Below are 23391 nucleotides of genomic sequence, written 5' to 3'. Positions count from 1 at the left end.
GGCTTCGCCATTCAAGGAATCGATGTGACCCCGACGCACCCCGTGGACTTCGTGAGCCACCTGCGCGACCTGGCCGCGCGCCGGCCCGAAGACACCGCGCTGGTCGGCGTGACCGACCGCGACGGCGCGGCGCTCGACACGCCCCTCTGCTATCGCCAGCTCGATGCGCGCGTGCGCGGCCTGGCGGCGCGCCTGCAGCAATCCTTCGGCCGCGGCGAACGCGCGCTGATCATGCTGGACAACGGCGACGACTACGTCGTGAGCTTCTTCGCCTGCCTGTACGCGGGCCTGGTCGCCGTGCCCGTGTTCCCGCCCGAGTCCACGCGCAAGCGGCACCTCGGCAAGCTCGAGGGCATCGCGGCCGATGCCGGCGCCTGCTGCGTGCTGACCCATGCCGACATCAAGGCCTCGATCGCCGCGGCCGATGCTTTTGCCGACGTGCCGTTGATCGCGGTGGACACGATCGGTACCGACGACGCTGACCGCTGGGCGCCGCACCAGCCCTCGGCCGCCGACATCGCCTTCCTGCAGTACACCTCCGGCTCGACCTCGGCGCCCAAGGGCGTCATGGTCACGCACGCCAACCTCATGGCGAACATGCGCGCGATCGAGGAGGGCCTGTCGATCGGTCCGGACGACATCTTCGCGACCTGGCTGCCGCTCAACCACGACATGGGCCTGATCGGCGGCCTGCTGCAGCCGCTGCACCGCGGCATCCCGGTCGTGCTGATGTCGCCGCGCTACTTCCTCGAGCGGCCGGTGCGCTGGCTCGAAGCCATCTCGCGCCACCGCGCGACGATCAGCGGCGGCCCCGACTTCGCCTATCGCCTGTGCCTCGAACGGGTGTCCGAGGCGCAGTTGCAGAAGCTCGACCTGTCGAGCTGGGCGCTCGCGTTCTCCGGCGCCGAGCCGGTGCGCGCCGACACGCTGCATGAATTCAAGCGCCAGTTCGCGCCCGCGGGATTCGCCGCCGGCGCGGTCTACCCCTGCTATGGCCTGGCCGAATCCACGCTGTTCGTGACGGGCGGCTGGCGCGGTGCCGGCATGGTCGCCCAAGGTTTCTCGAGCCAGGGCCTGGCGCGCGGCGAGGTCCTGGCGCAGGCCGACGGCGCGGTCCTGGTCGGCTGCGGCCGCACCGTCACCGGCCATGCCGTGCGCATCGTCGACCCGGCCTCGCTGTCGGTGTGCGATGCCGGCCGCGTCGGCGAGATCTGGGCCACCGGCCCGAGCATCGGAAGCGGCTACTGGAACAAGCCCGAGGTCTCGCGGCAGACCTTCGTCGATCGCGACGGCGCCACCTGGCTGCGCACCGGCGACCTCGGCTTCGTGCACGACGGCCAGCTCTACGTGGCAGGCCGTATCAAGGACATGATCATCGTCCGCGGCCACAACCTGTACCCGCAGGACATCGAACGGATGATCGAGCTCGAGGTCGACGTGGTGCGCAAGGGCCGCGTGGCGGCGTTCGCCGTCGATGGCCCCGCTGGCGAGGGCATCGGCCTGGCCGCCGAGGTGTCGCGCAGCGTGCAGAAGCTGGTCGGTCCCGAGGCGCTGGTCGAGACGCTCAGCGCCGCCGTGAGCGAGCAGTTCGGCGAGCCGCTCTCCGTCGTCATGCTGCTCAATCCGGGCGGCATGCCCAAGACCACCAGCGGCAAGCTGCAGCGCGGCGCCTGCCGCCAGGGCTGGATCGATCGCACGGCCGATGCCTATGCGATGCATGCGCATGGCGCCTTCGTGCTCGGCGGCACCGCCGCGAAGGCGCCCACGGCAGCGCTGCCGATGGACGAGCTCGAGCAGGCCATGGCCGCGATCTGGAGCGAGGTGCTGCGCCGCGGCGCGCCGCAGCCCGCGCTGGCACGCGATGCCCATTTCTTTCTCAGCGGCGGCAACTCGCTCGCCGCCACGCAGGTGGCGGCCCGGGTGGCCGACGCGTGGGACATCGAGTTCCCCGTGCGCCTGCTGTTCGAACAGCCGCGGCTGCAGGATCTCACCGCGGAAGTGCGCCGCGTGCGCGCCACCGGCCTGCGCAGGCCGCGCAACCCGATCGCCGTGCTGCCGGCCGAGCGCAGGAGCGGAGCGCTCGCGCTGTCGCATGCCCAGGAGCGCCAGTGGTTCCTGTGGCAGCTCGATCCGCAGAGCACCGCCTATCACGTCGGCATCGCGCTGGACCTCTCGGGCCCGCTCGATGCCGCTGCCTTGAACGCGGCCTTCGACGGACTGGTCGCTCGCCACGAGAGCCTGCGTACCGTGTTCCGTGCGGCCGCGGATGGGGCGGTCGGCCAATGGATCCTGCCCGCTTCGCGCTTCGCATTGCGGCAGATCGATCTGCGCGAGCTGCCCGCGTCGGCGCGCGACGCCGCCGCGACCGCGCACGCACGGCAGTGCCAGGAGGAGCTGTTCGACCTCGGCGAAGGCCCGCTGCTGCGCGCGGCGTTGATCCAGGTCGACGACGCGCGGCACCTGCTCGTCGTGGTCACGCACCACATCGTGTCCGATGGTGCGTCGCTGCAGTTGCTGGTCGGCGAACTCGGTGCCGCCCATGCGGCGCATGCGACCGGCAAGGCACCGCAGTTCGCGGCATTGCCGATCCAGTACGCCGACTACGCGCGGTGGCAACGCAACTGGCTCGCCGCCGGCGAGGCCGAGCGCCAGCTCGCCTACTGGCGCGTACAGCTCGGCGACGAGCATCCCGTGCTCGCGCTGCCCGCGGACCATGCGCGGCAGGCAGTGGCGAGCTACCGGGCCGCCAGCCATGCCTTCGAATTCGACGGCGCGCTCGTCGCGCGGTTGCGTGCCACCGCGCAGTCGCATGGCGCGACCTTCTTCATGGCGCTGCTGGCCGGCTTCCAGGCGCTGCTGCACCGCTACACCGGCCAGCAGGACGTGCGCGTCGGCGTTCCGGTGGCCAACCGCCACCGCCCCGAGACCGCGGGCCTGATCGGCTTCTTCGTCAACACCCAGGTGCTGCGCGCCACGCTGCAGGGCCGCACGAGCCTCGCGCAATTGCTGGCGCAGGTGCGCGAGGCCGCGCTCGGCGCGCAGGCCCACCAGGACCTGCCGTTCGAGCAACTGGTCGAGGCGCTGCAACTGCAGCGCAGCCTGAGCCACAGCCCGCTGTTCCAGGTGATGCTCAACCATCTGCGCGAAGACGTGGATGCGCTGCGGCTGCTGCCGGGCCTCGAGGCGCGCGAACAGCGCATGGCCGAGGGCGCCGCGCAGTTCGAACTCGCGCTCGATATCCGCGAGCGCGCGGATGGCAGCACCGGCGCGGTGTTCACCTATGCGGCCGAACTGTTCGAGCCCGCCACCATCGAGCGCATGGCCGCGCACTACCGGGCGCTGCTGGAGGCGCTGGCGACCGACCCCGCGCAGCCGCTGGGCGATGTCCTCCTGCTCGACGCGGAAGAACGACAGCGACTGCGCGCCTGGTCGGTCGGCGAGCGGCAGGTGCTGCAGACGCAGCCCGTGCACCGCCTGTTCGAGGCGCGGGTGCGCGCGAACCCGGAGGCCGTCGCGCTGATCGATGGCGACATGCCCTCGAGCTATGCCGCCTTGAACGAGCGCGCCAACCGCGTGGCACACCGGCTCCTGCGCGAGGGCGTGCGGCCCGGCAGCGTCGTCGCCGTGGCCATCGAGGCCGCGGGCGAGCGCGTGGCGGGCCTGCTCGGCGTGCTGAAGGCCGGCGGCACCTATCTGCCGCTCGATCCATCGCATCCCGCGCAGCGGATCGCGCAACTGCTCGAGGACAGCGGTGCCAGCGTGCTGCTCGCTGACGGCGCGCAGGCGTCGACCTTGCCGCCGGGCATCGCCAGGGTCCCACTCGACCCCGTGCAGCTCCAGGCCGAAGCCGCCACCGACCCCGCCATCGACCTGCACGACGGCCATCTCGCCTACCTCGTCTACACCTCCGGCACCACCGGCGTTCCCAAGGGCGTGGCCGTGCCGCACGCCGCCCTCTCGATGCACCTGCAGGCGATGGCGCGGACCTGCGACATGCGCGCCGAGGACCGCTCGCTGCAGTTCGCATTGCCGCACGTCGACGCGGCGCTCGAGCAATGCCTGCTGCCGCTGGTGTCGGGCGCGGCCCTCGTGGTGCAGCCGCAGTGGTGCTCGCTCGCGAGCGAACTCGACGCCCTGCTGCAGCGCCACCGCGTCAGCGTGGTGGACCTGCCGCCGGCCTATGCGCGCCAGCTGATGCAGGGCCAGCCGCCGTTCGCGCATGCCGTGCGCCTCGCGCTGTTCGGCGGCGAGGCCTGGACCGGCGAGGACCTGGCGTTGATCCGCCGCGTGCTGCGTCCCGCGCGCATCGTCAATGCCTACGGCCCGACCGAAGCCGTCATCACGCCCACCGCATGGAGCGGCACGGCGCACGATCCCGTGCAGGGCTACGCACCCATCGGCCGTCCCGTGGGCCATCGCACGGCCCATGTGCTCGATGCCGACCTGCAGCCCGTTCCCCAGGGCGTGGCCGGCGAGCTGTACCTCGGCGGCGCGGGGCTCGCGCGCGGCTACCTCGGCCGCGCAGCGCTCACGGCCGAACGCTTCGTCGCCGATCCCTTCGATGCCGAGGGCGGCCGGCTCTACCGCACCGGCGACCTGGTGCGCTGGGGGCTCGATGGCCAGCTCGAATACCTCGGCCGGCTCGACCACCAGGTGAAGATCCGCGGCTTCCGCATCGAGCTCGGCGAGATCGAGGCGCGGCTGCGCGAGCACCCGGCGGTGCGCGAGGCGCTGGTGCTCGTGCACGACGGCGCGGCCGGCCCGTCGCTGGCCGCCTACGTCTCGCCTGCACCGTCCGCGCGCATCGATGCCGCCGCGCTGCGCGAACACCTGGGCCGCGCGCTGCCCGACTACATGGTGCCGCCCGCCATCGTGGCGCTCGACAGCTTCCCGCTCACCGGCGGCGGCAAGGTCGACCGCCGCGCGCTGCCCGCCCCGACCGTCGCCGCTGCCTCGCAGGGCTACGAGGCGCCGCAGGGCGACGTGGCCCAGACCCTGGCCTCGATCTGGGCCGCGCTGCTCAAGGTCGAGAAGGTCGGCATGAACGACAACTTCTTCGATCTCGGCGGCAATTCGCTGCTGGTGATCCGCATGCACCGGCTGATGGAAGACCGGCTGAACCCGGGCCTGAAGGTGGTCGACCTCTTCAAGTACCCGACCGTCGGCGCGCTCGCGCGCCGCATCGAACAGGGCGGCGGCACGACCCCATCCGATGCCGGCGGCAGCGACGACAGCGAACAGGCGCGCGCGCAGCGCCAGCGCACGGCCCTGCTGCAACGCCGCCGTCCCACCGAAAGAAGCTTCTGATGCAAGACTCCGTGTCGCCGCCCGAACTCACGGGCCTCGAGATCGCCATCGTCGGCATGGCCGGTCGCTTTCCGGGCGCGCCGGACGTGGACGCCTTCTGGCGCAACATCCGCGATGGCGTCGAGTCGGTCACCGTCTTCAGCGACGAGGAACTGCGCGCGCGCGGCGTGCCCGAGCGCACCCTGGCCGACCCCGACTACGTGAAGGCCGGCGTGCTGTTCGAAGGCTTCGACCAATTCGATGCCGGCTTCTTCGGCTACTCGCCGCGCGAGGCCGAGCACCTCGATCCGCAGCAGCGCATCTTCCTCGAATGCGCCTGGGAGGCGCTCGAGCACGCCGGCTGGCAGGCCGGCAGGGGCGGTGCCTCGGTCGGCGTCTATGCCGGCGACGGTCCCAACCTCTACCTGATGCGGCACCTGCTGCCGGCCTTCGGCGTCGACGCGGGCACCGGCATCGCCGACATGCTGGGCCTGATGAGCGGCAACTCCGCGGGATCGCTGTGCACGCGCGTGGCCTACAAGCTCGACCTGCGCGGCCCGGCCGTCAGCGTGCAGACCGAATGCTCGACCTCGCTGGTGGCGGTGCACATGGCCTGCCAGGCGCTGCTGAGCCACGACTGCGACATGGCGCTGGCCGGCGGTGTCTGGCTCAACCTGCTGCAGGAGGGCGGCTACCGCTTCCAGAACGGCGCCATCCTCTCGCCCGACGGCCACTGCCGCGCCTTCGATGCGAAGGCCGCGGGCACGGTCATCGGCAGCGGCGCGGGCATCGTCGTGCTCAAGCGGCTGGCCGAGGCACTGCGCGACGGCGACACCATCCATGCCGTCATCAAGGGCACGGCCGCCAACAACGATGGGGCGGACAAGATCGGCTTCACCGCGCCCAGCGTGCAGGGCCAGGCCAGCGCGATCCGCGCGGCGCAGATGGTGGCGGACGTTCCCGCGGCCAGCATCGGCTACGTCGAGGCGCACGGCACCGGCACCACGCTCGGCGACCCGATCGAGATGGCCGCGCTGACGCAGGCCTTCGCGAGCGGCGGCGCGACCACGCCGCAAAGTTGCGCGATCGGCTCGGTCAAGACCAACATCGGCCACCTCGACGCGGCCGCCGGCGTGGCCGGTTTGATCAAGGCGGCGCTCGCGCTGCGGCATGCGACGCTGCCGCCGAGCCTGCATTTCGAGCAGCCCAATCCGCAGATCGATTTCGCGAGCGGTCCGTTCTACGTCAACACCGAGGCCCGGCCCTGGCCGCAGGGCGCCGCGCCACGCCGCGCGGGTGTCAGCTCCTTCGGCATCGGCGGTACCAACGTGCACGTGGTGCTCGAGGAGGCGCCGGCCATTGCCGCGCGCGGGCCGACACGGCGCGAACCCGACTGGCAGGTGCTGCCGCTGTCGGCCCTGAGCGCCACCGCCGCGCGGCAGGCCGCGCAGCGGCTCGGCGCGCACCTCGAGAGCCATCCCGAGCTCGCGCTGGCCGATGTCGCCCACACGCTGCAGACCGGCCGCCGTGCCTTCGCGCATCGCTGCGCCGTCGTGGCCGACGGACCGGCCGCCGCCGCGCGCATGCTCGCCACGGGCGAGGGCCTCGTCGTGGCATCGGCCCCCGTGCCCGAGCAAGCGCCCGAGGTGGTGTTCCTGTTCCCGGGCGGCGGCACGCAGCACGCCAACATGGGCCTCGCGCTCTATCGCGACGACGATGCGTTCCGCGCCGACGTCGACCGCTGCTGCGAGCTGCTGCGCCCCGAACTCGGCTTCGACCTGCGCGAGCTGCTGTTCCCCGCGCCGGGCGCTGAGACCGAGGCGGATGCGCGGCTGTTCGACATCGCCATGGCCCAGCCGGCGCTGTTCGTCGTCGAGTACGCGCTGGCGCAGTGGTGGATGCGCCGCGGCGTGCGGCCCGCCGCGATGATGGGCCACAGCCTCGGCGAGTACGTCGCGGCCTGCCTGGCCGGCGTGTTCCGGCTCGAGGACGCCTTGCGCGTGGCGGCCCTGCGCGGCCGCCTGCTGCAATCGATGCAGCCCGGCGCGATGACCGCGGTGCCGCTGTCGCAGGCCGAGCTCGCGCCTTTCCTGCAGGACGGCTGCGACCTCGCGGCCGCCAATGGCGAGCAGCTGTGCGTGCTGTCCGGTCCGATCGAGGCGGTCGAGGCCGCCGAGCAACGGCTGCGCGCGCAGGGCCATCTGCCGCGCCGCCTGCACGTGTCGATCGCCTCGCACTCGGCGATGACGCAGCCGCTGCTCGCCGAGCTCGAACGGCTCGTTGCCTCGGTGCCGAGGCAGGCACCGAAGATTCCCTTCGTCTCCAACGTCACCGGCCGGCTGATCACGGCCGAGCAGGCGACCAGCCCGAACTACTGGGCGCAGCATCTGCGCGGCACGGTGCAGTTCGAAGCCGGCCTGCGCACGCTGTTCGAGCGGCCCGGCCGCGTGGTGCTCGAGGTCGGCCCCGGCGAAACGCTCGCCGGCCTCGCGCGCCAGCACCCGATGGCGGCATCGGCCGCCGGCGTGTGCGCGAGCCAGGCCCATCCGCAGCAGCAGGCGCGCAATGCGCAGCAGCTCGCGCAGACCCTGGCCGGCCTGTGGCTCGCGGGCGTGGCGATCGAATGGGCGGCCTGCCATGCGGGCCAGGCCCCGCGCCGCGTGCCGCTGCCGGCCTATCCGTTCCAGCGCCGCCGCTACTGGGTCGAGGCGTCCGCGTCGGCGCCGTCCGCGCGCACGCCGGCGCCCGATGCCTTCTACGTGCCCGTGTGGAAGCGCGGCGAGCCCTTGATGCCTGCCACAGCGGTCGGCGCTGGTTGCGTGCTGCTGTACGGCGACGAGCGCAGCCTCACGGGCCATCTCGCGCGCCACCTGCGCGCGCAAGGGCATGCGGTGGCGCTGGCGCAGCGCGGCCTCTCGTTCGCGCGCACGGGCCGCGAAGGCTGGACCTTGCGCCCCGGCGAGCGCGACGACCATGCGCGATTGCTGCGCGAGGTCGAGGCCGAGCTCGGCACCGTCGGCGCCATCCATCACCTCTGGTGCCTCGACGAAGTGCCGGCCGCGCAACCGCAGCCCGAGCTGCTCGAGCGCGGCTTCTTCAGCCTGCTGGCGCTGGTGCAGGCGCTCGACGGTGGCGGCGCGGCCACTGCCACGCTGCCGATCGCGATCGTTGCCAACCAGATCGAGGACATCACCGGCGCCGAGGCGCTGTGCCCCGAGAAGGCCACGCTGCTGGGCATCGCCAAGGTGATCGGGCAGGAGTGCCCGCGCATTCATTGCCGCGTGATCGACGTCATGCTGGCCGCGCCCGAGAGCGAGGCCGAGACCCTGCTGGTCGAGCAGATCGCCACCGAGGCCGCTGCGCTGCGCACCGAGCCCGGCGAGCCGCTCTCGGCCTACCGTGGCGCGCACCGCTGGGTGAAGGCCTACGAGCCCGCGCCGCTGCCGGCCGCGGCGCAGCCGCGCCTGCGCCGCGAGGGTGTCTACCTGATCACCGGCGGCCTCGGCGGCGTCGGCCTCGCCATCGCGAAGCACCTGGCGCAGCACTGGCAGGCCAGGCTGGTGTTGCTGGGCCGCACCGCGATGCCGGCGCGCGACGCATGGGCCGCGCTCGCGGCCGATGCCGGCCAGCCCGAGGCACAACGCAACCGGCTGCGCCAGCTGCTGGCGCTCGAGGCGCTGGGCGCGCAGGTGCTGACCCTGTCGGCCGACGTGTCCGATCCCGCGCAACTGCAGGCGGCGCTCGCGCAGGCGAACGCGCGCTTCGGCGCGCTGCACGGCATCGTGCATGCGGCGGGCGACGCGGGCGGCGGCCTCATGGCGCAGCGCACGCGCGCGCAGGTCGACACCGTGTTCTCGACCAAGGTGCGCGGCACCCGCGCACTGCTCGACGCGTTGCGCGGGCAGCCGCTCGACTTCGTGCAGTTCTGCTCCTCGATCTCGAGCGTGGCCGGCGGCCTCGGCATGAGCGACTACGCCGCGGCCAACGCCTACCTCGACGCCGTGGCGATCGCCCAGGCGCGCGTGGGCGGCTGGCCCGTCTTCTCGGTCAACTGGGATGCCTGGCGCGGCCTCGGCATGGCCGAGCACATGGTCGTGCCCGAAGGCATCGGCATGGACGGTCCCGAGGGCGCGCGCACCTTCGAGCGCATCGTCAACGGCCCGCTGCGCCCGCAGACCGTGATCTCGACCACCGACCTCGCGCAGCGCCTCGGCCCGCTCGACGCAGGCATGCTCGAGCTGCTCGACGACGGCGGCGCGCCGCCCGCGGCGGCCGGCGGCAGCCATCCGCGTCCCGCGCTGTCGACCCCGTTCGTCGCGCCCGAGGGCGAACGCGCGAACGCGCTGGCCGCGCTGTGGACCGAGCGCCTGGGCATCGCGCCGATCGGCATGGACGACAACCTGTTCGAGCTCGGCGGCGATTCGCTGGTGGCGATCCAGCTGCTGTCGCGCATCCGCAAGGCCTACGCGGTCGAGCTGCATCCCAGCGAGTTCTTCAAGGCGCCGACCCTCGCCGGCCTGATCGCGAAGCTGCCGGCGCGCGACGCCGCGGTCCCGCCGCAACCGGCCGCCGCGATGGAGATCGCGCCCGTGCCGCGCGGCGGCGCGCTGCCGCTGTCGCCGATGCAGCGCCGCCTCTGGCTGGTCGACCGGCTCACCGATGCCGGCAACCTGACGGGCCGCGCGGCCTACAACATGTCGGCCGGGCTGGCCCTGCATGGCGCGCTCGATGTCGAGCGGCTGCGCACGGCCATCGACGCCATCGCCGCGCGGCACGAGGTGCTGCGCACGGTGTTCGCCGAGGACGAGGAGGGCGAGCCCGCCGCGCTGATCCGCGCCGGGCAGCGGCTCGACATTCCGCTCGTCGAGATCGCCGAAGCCGACCCGGCCGTGCGCGCGCGGCGCTATGCCGCGCTGTTCGACGCGCTCGTGCGCCAGCCCTTCGTGCTGGCCGAGGGGCCGCTGCTCAAGGCCACCGTGGTGCGCCTGGGCGAACGCGAGCATGTGCTGGTGCTCGTGGTGCACCACATCGTGTTCGACGGCTGGTCGATTGCCGTGTTCGCGCGCGAGCTCGGCGAGTTCTACCAGCGCGCGCTGCGCGGCCAGCCGCTCGCGCTCGCGCCGCTGCCCGTGCAGTACGTGGACTACGCCGCGTGGTACGGCCGCGCGCTGGCCTCGCCCGCCTTCGCTCCCAAGGCCGAGTTCTGGCGGGCGTACCTGCGCGACGCGCCGCAGGTCTCGGGCCTGAAGCCCGACCACGAGCGCCCGGCCACCGCCTCGCACGCGGGCAACTCGGTGCTGCTCGAACTGTCGCCGGCGCTGTCGCAGGCCCTGGGCGCGCTGGCGCGCGAATCCGACGCCTCGCTGTTCACGCTGCTGCTCGCCTCCTTCTTCCTGTTCTTCCACCAGGCCGCGGGTGCCGACGACCTCGTCATCGGCACCGACGTGGCGGGACGCGGTCACCCCGACCTCGAGCAACTGCTGGGCTTCTTCGTCAACGTCGTGCCGCTGCGTTCGCGCATGGCCGACCCGAAGGCCGATTTCCGGCAATGGCTCGCGCGGACGAAGCAGCAGGCGCTCGCCGCCATGGACCACCAGGACGTGCCCTTCGACCAGATCGTGGAGCTCGCCGGCGCCCGCCGCGCGCGCGACCGCAATCCGCTGGTGCAGGTGCTCTTCGTCCTCCAGAACACACCCGAGATCCGGTTCTCCATCGAAGGCGCCGAGGTCGAGGTGCTGCCCCAGCAGATGAACGAATCCAAGTTCGACCTGGCGGTCTTCGCCAGGGAACAGGCCGGTGCGCTCGCCGTCGAGTGGGTGTACGCCACGGACCTGTACCGGCGCGAGACCGTCGAGCAGTTCACCGCTTCGTGGCATGCGCTGCTGGAGCGGATCGTCGCAACACCGGGCCAGGCCATCGACGCGCTGGCCCCCAAGCAAATGCAGGAGCGATTCACCATGAACACCGCAAGACCCCTTGGCACCACCGGCACCGCCGGCAAGATGGACAAGCTCGGCAAGCTGGACAAGCTCGGCCGTGGCGCCACCGGCCGCGAGGCGCCGCGCGCCGCCGCGCGCCCCGTGGTCCAGACCTCCTTCCTGCGGCCCGGCGCGGAATTCCCGATCGTGCTGCAGGCCACCACCGGCGACCTCGACACCGTGGCCTGGGCCCGGAGCCAGGCCGACTACATCGAGATGCTGGTCGCCAGGCATGGCGGCGTGCTGTTCCGCGACTTCGGCCTGAAGACGCCGCAGGACTTCGAGGCCTTCGCCGAGGCCATCGAGCCCGAGCTCTACGGCAGCTATGGCGACCTGCCGAAGAAGGAGGGCGGCAAGAAGACCTACCGCTCCACGCCGTACCCCGAGCGGCAGATGATCCTCTATCACAACGAGAGTTCGCACCTCGACCGCTGGCCGCGCAAGCAGTGGTTCTTCTGCGAGCTGCCCTCGCCGGTGGGCGGCGCCACGCCGATCGTCGACTGCCGCGAGATGCTGCGCCGCCTGCCGGCCGAGATGGTGGCCGAGTTCGAGCGCAAGGAACTGCTGTACGTGCGCACCTTCACGCCCGGCCTGGACGTGAGCTGGCGCGACTTCTACAAGACCGATCGCCGCGAGGAGGTCGAAACCCGCCTGGCCGCCGCCGGCATCGCCTGGCGCTGGCTCGACGAGGACACGCTGCAGACGCGCACGCGCTGCCCCGCCGTGATCCGCCATCCGATCACCGGCGAGAAGGTGTTCTTCAACCAGATCCAGCTGCACCACGTGGCCTGCCTCGAGCCGCAGGTGCGCGAGGACCTGCTCGCCATCGGCGGCATCGACCGCCTGCCGCGCCACGTGATGTACGGCGACGGCTCGCCGATCGCGGACCAGACCATGGCCGTGGTGGGCCGCGTCTACGAGGAGTGCGCGGTGCGCTTCGACTGGCGGCAGGGCGACATCGTGATGCTCGACAACATGCTCGCGGCCCATGCGCGCGACCCCTACGAGGGACCGCGCAAGATCGTGGTGGCGATGGGCGCGATGTTCGACCGCGCCGCGCTCGAGGGCGCACCGCCGGCGACGGCCGAGACCCGCCTGGCCGACGAGCAGGGAGCATGAGCGTGACGAGCACCATCGCCCCCACCTCCGACACCACCTTCCCGCTGAGCGCCGAGCAGCGTGCCGTGCCCGCGGGCGCGACCCGCCTGCTGCTGTCGGTGGGCATCGACGGCACGATCGATGCCGCGGCCCTGCGCATCGCCGTCGAGAGCGTGCTGCGCGCCCATGGCGCGCTGTGCGCGGCGATCCGGCAGGTGCCCGGCTACCGCGGCCCGCGGCAGCAGTACTTCGAAGAGATGCCGCCGCTGACATGGCGCTCGGCCGACCTCGGCGGCGCGGCCGATGGCGCGCTCGACGCATGGCTCGAGGCCCTCAATGCCGAGCCGCTGGCGATCGAACGCGGCGAACTCGTCGGCGCCGCGCTGCTGCGCACGGGCGCGGCGAGCCACACGCTGGCGCTGTCGCTGAGCCCGCTGGTGGCGGACCGCGAGAGCCTGCAGAACCTGTTCGATCAGATCGCCACCGCGAGCCTCGGCGAGGGCGCGCTCGACCCCGAGGACATCTTCCAGCACGCGCGCTTCGTCGAGTGGCGCGAGGACCTGCTCGAGGGCGAGGACGCGGCCGAGGGCCGCGCCTACTGGCAGCGGCTGGCGGTCGAAGCCGCCGCGCTCGCGCCGCCGCGCCTGCAGACTGGACGCGGTGGTGCCCCGGCCGATGCCGCACGCCGCATCGTGGCCGAGGCCGCCATCGACGCCGCGTTGGCGACGCGCATGACGGCACTTGCCGAGGCTCTCGGCACGCAGCCCGAGACCCTGCTGCAGGCCGCCTGGTGGCTGCTGCTGGCGCGCCTGCACGGTGCGGGCCGCTTCGTCGGCGGCTGGCAGCACGACTGCCGGCGCGACTACGCACCGATGCAGGGGGCGGTCGGCCTGTTCGACAAGGTGCTGCCGGTGCTGGTCGACGTGGCAGAGGACGAGTCCTTCGCCAACTGGACCGGCCGGCTCGACGCCGCCCTGGCTGCGCACGTCGAGGTGCAGGAGTATTGGCCGGTCGATGCACCGCCGATCACGGCCCAGGCTGTGATCGGCTTCGTCTCGCACGAGGCACCGCGGCAGCATGGTTCCTCCGTGCGCTGGCGCCTGACCCGATTGCCGGGCCCGATGCCCGGCTTCGAACTCGCGCTGCAGGCCGCATGGGGCACTGACGGCGCGCAGCTGTCGCTGCACGCCGATGCCGCGCGCCACGGCCGTGCCGCGCTCGAGCGCCTGCTGCTGCAGTTCGCCACGCTGCTCGAGGCCGCCGTCGCGCAACCCAATGCACCGGTCGGCACGCTGCCGCTGGTCGGACCGCGCGAACGCGCGCTGCTGCTCGCGCACGACACGCCGCCGCTCGATGTCGGCACGCGGACCGTGGCCGAGCGCGTCGCGCACTGGGCCCGGACCACGCCCGACGCCGCGGCGCTCGAGGCCGGGGCGCAGCGCCTGAACTATCGCGAGTTCGACGAACGGATCAACCGCCTTGCGCACTGGCTCGTGGCGCAGGGCGTGACGCCGGGCACGATCGTCGCGCTCAACCTGCCGCGTTCGGTCGACCTGCCGCTGGCCATGTTCGCCGCCTGGCGCGCGGGCGCCGCCTACCTGCCGCTGGAGCCGGGCTGGCCCGAGGCGCGGCGCGCCGCAGTGCTCGCCGATGCCCGGCCCGCGCTGGTGCTCGAGGGCGCGCTGCCCGCGCTCGACGGCCTGCCCGCGCATGCACCCGCGCACCGCATCGCGCCGGGCGACCTGGCCTATGTGCTCTACACCTCGGGCTCCACCGGCACGCCCAAGGGCGTGGCCATCGAGCACGGCCAATTGCTGAACTACGTGGCGGCCGCCTCGGCCGCGATGAAGCTCGACGGCTGCCGCCGCTGGGCGCTCACGAGTTCGGTCGTGGCCGACCTGGGCAACACCGCGCTGTTCGGCGCCTTCTTCAACGGCGCCTGCCTGGTGGTGGCGTCCGAGGAGGAGGCGAAGGACGCGCGGGCCTTCGCCGACTTCATGGAACGGTACGCGATCGACGCGCTCAAGATCGTGCCTTCGCACCTCGAAGCGCTGCTCGAATGCGAAGCGCCGCAGCTGCCGCGCACCCTGGTGCTGGGCGGCGAGGCCGCGCCGCGCGCGCTGGTCGAGCGCATCGCGGCGCTCGCGCCGCAATGCGCCATCTACAACCACTACGGGCCGACCGAGACCACGGTCGGCGTGATGGTCCATGCCGTGGCGGCGGGCGCGCCGCTGCCCGCGCAGTTGCCGCTGACCCACGTGCTCGCGAACAACCGCGTGCGCGTGCTCGACGCCGCGCTGGGCCTGGTGCCGGCGGGTGGGCTCGGCGAGGTCTATGTCGGCGGCGCGCAGCTGTGCCGTGGCTACCTCAACCGTGAGCCCGGCGATGCCTTCGTGGCCGATCCGTTCGCGCCCGGCGAGCGTCTCTACCGCACGGGCGACCTGGCCCATGTGCTGGCCGACGGCGGCCTGTGCCTCGCGGGGCGCGCGGACCACCAGGTCAAGGTGCATGGCTTTCGCGTGGAGCCGGCCGAGATCGAGGCGGTGCTGCTGGCGCAGCCCGGCGTGCGGCAGGCCGTGGTGCTCGCCGCGCCCGATGCGGCGGGCGCGACGGCGCTGTCGGCATTCTTCGTCGCCGATGGCGCCTCGACCGACGGCCGCGCGCTGCGCGAACGCCTGGCCGCGCTGCTGCCCGCCCACATGGTGCCGGCCAGCTTGACCGCAGTGGAGGCCTTCGCGCGCCTGCCGAACGGAAAGATCGACCGGCTCGCGCTGAGCGCGCTCGCACCGGCCGCGGCCGAACGCAAGGTCCACGTCGCGCCGCGCGATGCGCTCGAGGCCGTGCTGGCCGAGGGCATGGCCACCTTGCTCGGCAGCGACCCGATCGGCGTGGAGGACGACTTCTTCGAACTCGGCGGCCATTCGCTGCAGGTCATCAAGCTGGTCGCGCGCATCCGCAAGCTGCTGCAGGTGGAGGTGGCGGCGGGCCTGGTGTTCGACCATCCGACGCCGGCGGCGCTGGCAGCGGCGCTGCGCGAGGCGAGCGGCGATGCGCAGGCGCTCGAGCGGCTGGCGCAAGCGGCGCGGCGACCCGAGCAGAGCGAAGTGGGCGAGGTCGCATGAGCATCGGCATCGTCCCCGCGGTGCGCGACGGCGACGCCGTCGCGCTCTCTTACGCGCAGGAGCAACTCTGCTTCCTGCAGAAGCTCGAACCTGGGCTTACGGCCTACAACCTGCCGCGGGTCTTCCGCCTCGAGGGGGCGCTCGACGCCGATGCGCTGGAGCGCGCGTTCCACGCGGTGATTGCGCGCCACGCCATTCTGCGCACCAGCTTTTTCGAGCAGGACGGCGTGCCGATGCAGAGGGTGCACGCCTGTGCGCCGTTCTCGCTGGAGCGCATCGATCTCACGGCGCTGCCGGCCGACGCGCGAAAGCAGGCGCTGGCCGAGGCCGTGCGCCGCACCGCCGCGCATGTGTTCGATCTGGGCACCGCGCCCGCGTTGGTCGCCCAGCTGGTGACGCTGGGCGACGATCGGCATGTGCTGGCCGTGTGCCTGCATCACGTCGTGTCCGATGCATGGTCGAACCCGATCCTCGCCGGCGACCTGGCCCAGGCCTACAGGCTGGCGTTGCGCGCTGGCGGCGTGGTCGAGCTGCCGTCGCTGCCCGTGCAGTACGCCGACTATGCGGTGTGGCAGCGCGCGAGCGTGCAGGGCGGGGCGCTGGCAGGGCAACTTGACCACTGGAACCGGCACCTGGGCCCGGAAGTTCCAGCGCTCGACCTGCCGACCGATCGCACGCGCGCCGCGCAGAAGACCTTCGCGGGCACGGCGCTGGGCTTCGAACTCCCGCCGGCGCTGGCGCTCGCGGTGCAGAAGTTCTGCCGCGCCGAGAAGTGCACGCCTTTCGTCGCGCTGCTGGCGGCATGGCAGGTCCTGCTGTCGCGGCAAAGCGGTCAGGGCGATTTCGCCATCGGCGTGCCCAATGCCGGGCGGCATCGTGAGGAAGTGAGCGAGCTGCTCGGCTTCTTCGTGACCACGCAGGTGTTTCGCGCGCGGCTCTCGCCCCGGCAGAGCCTGCGCGCGGTCTGCCGGCAGGTCCGCTCCGACGCGTTGGCCGCGCTCGACAACGCCGACCTTCCCTTCGAGGTGCTGCTCGCGAGCCGCAAGGACCGGCGAGACCCGGCGCGCAGCCCGTTGTTCCAGGTGATGTTCGGCGTGCAGATGTCGGGCGAGGCCGTGGCGCTCGATCTCGAAGGCGTGCGGGCCGAGATGGAAGAGTTCGATGACGCGGGCGCCAAGTTCGACCTCTCGCTGGACTTCTACATCGCAGCGCAGGGCGTTCGCGGCCGGCTCGAATACAACACGGACCTGTTCGAGGCGCGCACCGCGCAGCGGCTGGTCGACAGCTACCTGCGGGTGCTGCAGGCACTGGCATCCGACCCCGACTGCCTGCTGGCGAACCTGGTGCTGACGGGTGGCGACGAGCGCGCACAGCTCATGCGCTGGAGCGAGAACCTGCCGCACCGCGACGACGCCGAACCGGTGCACCGCCTCATCGCTCGCCAGGCGCGTCGTACACCCGATGCGGTGGCCTTGGTGTTCGGTGACAGCGCATGGAGCTATGCCCAGCTCGACGCGCGGGCGAACCGCCTGGCCCATCGCCTGATCGGGCTCGGCGTTCGTCCCGACACCCCGGTCGGCATCGCGCTGGAGCGCGGCTTCGAGATGGTGGTAGGGCTGCTGGCCATCCTCAAGGCCGGCGGCGCCTACGTGCCCATCGACCCCGAATACCCGAAGGACCGCATCGCTTACATGCTCGAGGACAGCGGCGTCGTGCTGCTGCTCACCCAGAGTCACGTCCACGCGACGCTGCCCGCCCGAGAGGGCGTGCGGACGATCGAACTGGACCTGTTGGACCTGGAAGCGGGGCCGGACACCGACCCCGGCGTGGAGTTGCACGGCGAGCACCTGGCCTACGTCATCTACACCTCCGGTTCCACCGGTCGTCCCAAGGGCGCGGCCAATCGTCACCGCTCGCTGTACAACCGCCTCGCGTGGATGCAGGACGCGTACGCGCTCGGCGAGGCCGACACGGTACTGCAGAAGACCCCCTTCAGCTTCGACGTCTCGGTCTGGGAGTTCTTCTGGCCGCTGATGCAGGGCGCCCGCCTCGTGGTGGCCAGGCCAGGCGATCACCGCGAACCGGCCAGGCTGGTCGATCTCATTCGCCGGCACGGTGTCACCACCCTCCATTTCGTGCCTTCGATGCTGCAGGCCTTCGTGGCCCACGACGGTGTCCAGGCGTGCGGCAGCCTCCGGCGCATCGTGTGCAGCGGAGAGGCGCTGCCGGCGGAAGTGCAGGCGAGGGTGTTCGAACGCCTGCCGGGCGCGGATCTGTACAACCTGTACGGCCCGACCGAGGCGGCCATCGACGTCACGCACTGGCGCTGCAGGGCGGACGGCCGCAATCACGTGGCCATCGGCCGCCCGATCGCGGGCACGAAGACCTACGTGCTCGACGACGGGCTGAATCTCGCGGCGGCGGGCCTGCCGGGCGAGCTGTACCTGGGCGGCATCGGGCTGGCGCGTGGCTATCTGGGCAGGAGTGCGCTTTCCTCGGAACGCTTCGTCGCCGATCCGTTCAGCGACACGGGCGAGCGGCTGTATCGCACGGGAGACCTGGTGCGCTGGCGCGACGACGGCGAGCTGGAGTACCTGGGCCGCATCGACCACCAGGTGAAGATCCGGGGACTGCGCATCGAGCTCGGGGAGATCGAGGCGCAACTGCTGGCGCAGCCCGGCGTGCGCGAGGCGGTGGTGGTCGCGCAGCCGGCGACGGGCGGGCCACGGCTGGTGGCCTATGTCTCGACCACGCCTTTGCAGGTGCTGGAGACCGCGCCGCTGAAGCAGCGATTGCTGCAGGTGCTGCCCGAGTACATGGTGCCGGGGGCGATCGTGGTGCTGGAGACGCTGCCGTTGAATGCCAACGGCAAGGTCGACCGCAAGGCCCTGCCCTTGCCCGAGGCTCCCGGCGCCGCCACCCGCGTGGCCCCCGCGCGCGAGATCGAGCGGGCGATCTGCGCCATCTGGGGCGAGGTGCTGGGCCAGGACGGTTTCGGCATCCACGACAACTTCTTCGACATCGGCGGCCATTCGCTGCTGCTGGTGCAGGTGCAGTCGCAGATCCAGTCGCGGCTGGGCTTCGCGGTACCGCTGGTCGATCTGTTCCGGCATTCCACCGTCGCGTCGCAGGCGCAGCGCCTGAGCCCGGCCCATTCGGAAGAACCCGCCATGCAGCTCGCGCGCGACGGTGCGCGCAGGCAGCGCGAGGCCATGTTGCGGCGAAAAAGAGCCGCGGGAGGAATGCACTGATGAACGATGCCATCGAACCCGGCGCGATCGGCGAGATCGATATCGCCATCGTCGGCCTGGCCGGGCGCTATCCTGGCGCGCCGAACATCGACGCCTTCTGGCGCAACATCCGCGAGGGGGTCGAGTCGGTGAGCTTCTTCTCCGACGATGAACTGCGCGCGCGCGGCGTGCCGTCCGAAGCGCTGTCCGACCCTGACTACGTGAAGGCCGGTGTCGTGCTCGACGGCATGGACCGCTTCGACGCGGGCTTCTTCGGCTACTCGGCGCGCGAGGCCGAGTACCTCGATCCGCAGCAGCGCTTCTTCCTCGAGACCGCGGTGGAGGCGCTGGAAAATGCCGGGTACTACGGCGAGCGGCAGCCCAGGCGCATCGGCATCTACGGCGGCGCGAGCACCAACCAGTACGCGTGGCGCAACCTGCTGCCGGCCGGGGTGCTGGGCGGCAAGGGCGAAGAGGCCTCGCTGCAGACGCTGCTCAACGGCAACGAGAAGGACGCGCTGTGCACCCGCGTGGCCTACGAGCTCGACCTGCAGGGCCCCGCCGTCACGGTGCAGACCGCCTGCTCGACCTCGCTGGTGGCGGTGCACATGGCCTGCCAGGCGCTGCTGAACCACGAGGCGGACATGGCGCTGGCCGGCGGCGTGTCGCTGAACCTGGGGCAGGGGCTGGGCTATCGATACCAGGCCGGGTCCATCGCGTCGCCCGATGGCCACTGCCGTGCCTTCGACGCGCGCGCGGCCGGCACCATCAGCGGCAGCGGCGTGGGCATCGTGGCGATGAAGCGGCTGGCCGACGCGGTGGCCGACGGCGACACCATCCACGCCGTCATCAAGGGCTCGGCCATCAACAACGATGGTTCGGGCAAGGTGGGCTACACCGCGCCCAGCGTGGAAGGGCAGGCACAGGCCATCCTGGCCGCGCAGATGATCGCGGACGTCGATCCCGACAGCATCGGCTACGTGGAGGCGCACGGCACCGCGACGCCGATGGGCGATCCGATCGAGATCGCCGCGCTCACGCAGGCATTTCGCGGCGGCACCGCGCGCACCGGCTACTGCGCCATCGGCTCGGTGAAGACCAACATCGGCCACCTCGACGCGGCGGCCGGCGTGACCGGCCTCATCAAGGCGGTGCTCGCGCTGCACCACCGGACGCTGCCGCCCAGCCTGCACTACGAGCGGCCGAATCCGCAGATCGATTTCGCGGGCAGTCCGTTCTACGTCAACACCGAGGCCCGCGATTGGCCCGCCGGTGCCACGCCGCGCCGCGCGGGCGTGAGCTCCTTCGGCATGGGAGGGACCAATGCGCACGTGGTGCTGGAGGAGGCGCCCGTCGCGGCCTCGTCCGGTGCGGCGCGCGCCTGGCAGGTGCTGCCGGTGTCGGCGCGCAGCGCCGACGCGGCGCAGGCAGCGCAGGCGAGGCTGGCACGGCACATCGCGGACAACGGCGAGCAGCCGCTCGCGGACGTCGCCTACACGCTGCAGACCGGCCGCAGGCATTTCGCGCATCGCCGCGCCGTGCTGGCATCGAGCGCGGCGCAGGCCGTGCGCCGGCTCGAGACGCCCGATGCGGCGCATGGCTGGACCGATGCGTGCCCCGCCGAAGCACCCCAGGTCGCTTTCCTCTTTCCGGGGCAGGGTGCACAGCATCCGCACATGGGCCGCAGGCTCTACGAGAGCGAGCCGCTGTTCCGCGAGGTGGTCGATCAATGCTGCGGCATCCTGCAGCCCCTGCTCGGAATGGACCTGCGGCAATGCCTGTTCCCGGCGGAGGCCGACGAAGCGGCCGCTCAGGACAGGCTGTCGCAGACGGCCATCACGCAGCCCGCGCTCTTCGTCGTCGAGTACGCGGTGGCGCGGCTGTGGATGCACCGGGGCGTGCAGCCTGCCCTCATGCTCGGGCACAGCGTCGGCGAGTACGTGGCCGCGTGCATCGCCGGCGTGTTCGCTCTCGATGACGCGCTGGCGCTCATCGCAGCGCGCGGGCGCCTGATGCAGGAGCTGCCGCGCGGCGAGATGATCGCCGTCGCGATGTCGGAGTCCGAGCTGCAGCCGTGGCTCTCGCAGGACTGCAGCCTCGCGGCCGTCAACGACGAGAAGCTCTGCGTGCTGTCCGGGACGCCCGCGGCCATTGCCGCCGTGGAACAGGCACTGGCCGCACAAGGCACGGTGGCGCGCCGGCTGCACGTGTCCCATGCCTTCCATTCGTCGATGGTGGAACCGGCGTTGCCGGCCTTCCAGGCGCTGGTCGAGCGCGTGCGCAGGAACGCACCTTCGATTCCCTTCGTGTCCAACGTCACGGGCCGTCCGATCACCGATGCCGAGGCCATGAGCGCGCAGTACTGGGTGCGTCACCTGCGCGGCACGGTGCGCTTCGCCCAGGGCCTGAGCGAGGTGCTGGACATGCCGGGCCGTGTCGCGCTGCTGGAGGCGGGGCCGGGGGAGGTGCTGGTTTCGCTGGCGCGGCGCCATGCCCGCGCGGCATCGGCCGCCTGCATCGTGGCTTCGCAGCCGCGCCCGCAGCAATGGCGCGAGGGCGACGCGCAATGTGCTCGCGCGCTGGCGCAATTGTGGGTGGCCGGCGTCCCGGTCGACTGGCAGGCCTGCCATGCCGGCACGGATCGGCGGCGCGTGCCGCTGCCCACCTATCCGTTCGAGAGCCGCTCCTACTGGATCGAACCGGGCAACGCGCCCGTGGCCGGTGCGCCGCCGCAGGGCGGGCCCGCGCGCAGGGAGCTCGCCGACTGGTTCCAGGCACCGGCATGGCGCCGCGCGGCGCCGCTGCCTTCGCGGCTTGCGCCGCAGGCCGCCGAGATCGAAGCCGGCTATTGCCTCGTGCTCGGCGACGCGGGCGGCTTCCGCGCGGCGCTGGTTGCGGCGCTGGCTGCGTCGTCCTTGCCGATCGTCGTGGCGGAAAGCGCGCAGGCCTTCGACGCCGTGGACGCACGGCACTACCGCCTGCGCACCGACGCGCGCGAGGACCTGGCCCGCCTGCTCGGTGAAGCCGGCGCGGCGCATGGGCCGTTACGGCAGGTGTTCCATCTCTGGAGCCTGGAGGAGCACGACGCGCGCGGCCCGCTGGAACCGGTTCTGGCGCGCGGTTTCCACAGCATGCTGGCGCTGGTGCAGGCGCTCTACGGCGCAGGCGTCTCCGGCCAGGGAGGCCGCCTGCGCGTGACCGCGGTCGCGAGCCAGGCGGAGGACGTCACGGGCCTGGAGAGCCTGAATCCGGCCAAGTCGATGCTGCATGGTCCCTGCAAGGTGCTGCCGCAGGAGTTTCCGGACATCGACTGCCAGTTGATCGACGTGGTGCTGCCCGAGGGCGACGGTGTCGCGCTGGACCGCCTGGCGGGCCAGGTGCTGGCCGAGTCGCGCGCAGCCGAACCGCCGGCGCTGGTGGCCTACCGCGGGCCCCACCGCTGGCAGCTGGCCTTCGAGCCCGCGGCGGGCGACGAGGGCGCTTCGGTCCAGCGACTGAGGAAGCAGGGCGTCTACCTGATCACCGGTGGCCTGGGCGGCATCGGCCTCGCGCTGGCCGAGCGCCTCGCGCGCGAGTGGCAGGCCCGGCTGGTGCTCGTGGGGCGCTCGGCGCTGCCGGCGCGCCATCTGTGGGGAGAGGTCATCGCCGATCCCTCCACCGCCCCGGCGCTGCGCGAACGCCTGCAGAAGCTGACGCAGCTGTCGCAGGCCGGGGCCGAGCTGCTGGTGCTGCAGGCCGACGTGGCCGATGCGGCGCGCATGCGCGAGGTCGTGGGCGAGGTCGTGGCGAAGTTCGGTGCGCTGCACGGCGTGGTCCATGCGGCCGGCCTGCCGGGCGGCGGTGTCATGGCGCAACGCGAGCGTGCGGCCGTGAAGGCCGTGTGCGCGCCCAAGGTGCAGGGCACGCGGGCCCTGATGGCGGCGCTCGAAGGACAGGCGCCCGACTTCGTGCTGCTGTGCTCGTCCACGGCCGCCGCGCTGGGCGCTTTCGGCGATGCCGACTATTGCGCGGCCAACTGCTATCTGGATGCCACGGCGCGGCTCGCGCTGCGCGAGTCGCGCTTTCCGGTCTGGTCGCTCAACTGGGACACCTGGCGCGAGGTCGGCATGGCCGCGCACCGCGATCATCCGGAAGGCGTCGGCATCCCGCCGGCGATGGGGGTGTTGGCCTTCGAGCGCGTGCTCGCCGGCGCGGTGCTGCCCCAGCTCTTCGTTTCGCCGCTGAGCGTGGAGGAGAAGCGCGCGCGCCTGGTTTCGCTCGACTTCGACGTGGAACCCGACGCGCGGGCCCCGGCACGTCCCATGGGTTCGGCCCATGAGCGGCCCGCGCTGGCGACGCCCTTCGCGCCGCCCGGGAGCGAGCTCGAGGCCGACATCGCGCGGATGTGGGCCGAGGCGCTGGGTTTCTCGTCCATCGGCGTCGACGACAGCCTCTTCGAGCTGGGCGGCGATTCGCTCACGGCCATCCAGTTGCTGGGCCGGGTGCGCAAGCAGTTCGGCGTGGTGCTGCATCCGGCGGCGCTTTTCAACGAGCCGACGGTGGCGGCGCTGGCCGCGCTGGTGGAGCTGCACGTGATCGAGCAGATCGAGCAGGGCGAGGGGCGGGCACAAGGTCAGGCGGAAGGGGTGGCCTGAACAAAGCGGCACCGTATACGTCATCAGGGGTGAGGCCCGCCAC

General features: G+C 72.3%; 5 protein-coding genes. All 5 read left to right on the top strand.

Annotated elements, in window-relative coordinates:
• Positions 1-24: 24 nt before the first annotated feature.
• Genes R0232_RS25310 through R0232_RS25290 form a run of 5 tightly spaced genes read left to right on the top strand, consistent with a single transcriptional unit; the run spans position 25 to position 23348 of the window.
• Entirely contained in the window at positions 25-5307 is a 5283-nt protein-coding gene (locus R0232_RS25310; RefSeq protein ID WP_431509842.1) for an amino acid adenylation domain-containing protein, read from the top strand.
• On the top strand, positions 5307-12383 hold the full coding sequence (locus R0232_RS25305) for an SDR family NAD(P)-dependent oxidoreductase (protein ID WP_431509841.1): 7077 nt from the start codon (positions 5307-5309) through the stop codon (positions 12381-12383). The genes R0232_RS25310 and R0232_RS25305 overlap by 1 nt, the downstream gene beginning before the upstream one ends.
• The gene (locus R0232_RS25300; RefSeq protein WP_431509840.1) at positions 12380-15484 is read left to right on the top strand and encodes a non-ribosomal peptide synthetase; all 3105 of its coding nucleotides are present in this window, start codon (positions 12380-12382) and stop codon (positions 15482-15484) included. The genes R0232_RS25305 and R0232_RS25300 overlap by 4 nt, the downstream gene beginning before the upstream one ends.
• Complete coding sequence (locus tag R0232_RS25295; protein WP_431509839.1) at positions 15481-18735, top strand: amino acid adenylation domain-containing protein; 3255 nt, start codon at positions 15481-15483, stop codon at positions 18733-18735. The genes R0232_RS25300 and R0232_RS25295 overlap by 4 nt, the downstream gene beginning before the upstream one ends.
• On the top strand, positions 18735-23348 hold the full coding sequence (locus R0232_RS25290; RefSeq protein WP_431509838.1) for an SDR family NAD(P)-dependent oxidoreductase: 4614 nt from the start codon (positions 18735-18737) through the stop codon (positions 23346-23348). Before R0232_RS25295 ends, R0232_RS25290 begins: the two co-directional genes overlap by 1 nt.
• The last annotated feature ends 43 nt before the right edge of the window (positions 23349-23391 follow it).

The sequence above is a fragment of the Variovorax sp. DAIF25 genome, from assembly GCF_050711835.1.
Taxonomy (GTDB): domain Bacteria; phylum Pseudomonadota; class Gammaproteobacteria; order Burkholderiales; family Burkholderiaceae_C; genus Variovorax.
The sequence above is the reverse complement of the archived record's forward strand: the minus strand, read 5'-3'. Positions and strand labels throughout refer to the sequence as shown.

Coding starts and splice junctions, on each gene's coding strand:
- R0232_RS25305 (WP_431509841.1), top strand. CDS start 5,307: ATGCAAGACTCCGTGTCGCCGCCCGAACTCACGGGCCTCGAGATCGCC.
- R0232_RS25300 (WP_431509840.1), top strand. CDS start 12,380: ATGAGCGTGACGAGCACCATCGCCCCCACCTCCGACACCACCTTCCCG.
- R0232_RS25295 (WP_431509839.1), top strand. CDS start 15,481: ATGAGCATCGGCATCGTCCCCGCGGTGCGCGACGGCGACGCCGTCGCG.
- R0232_RS25290 (WP_431509838.1), top strand. CDS start 18,735: ATGAACGATGCCATCGAACCCGGCGCGATCGGCGAGATCGATATCGCC.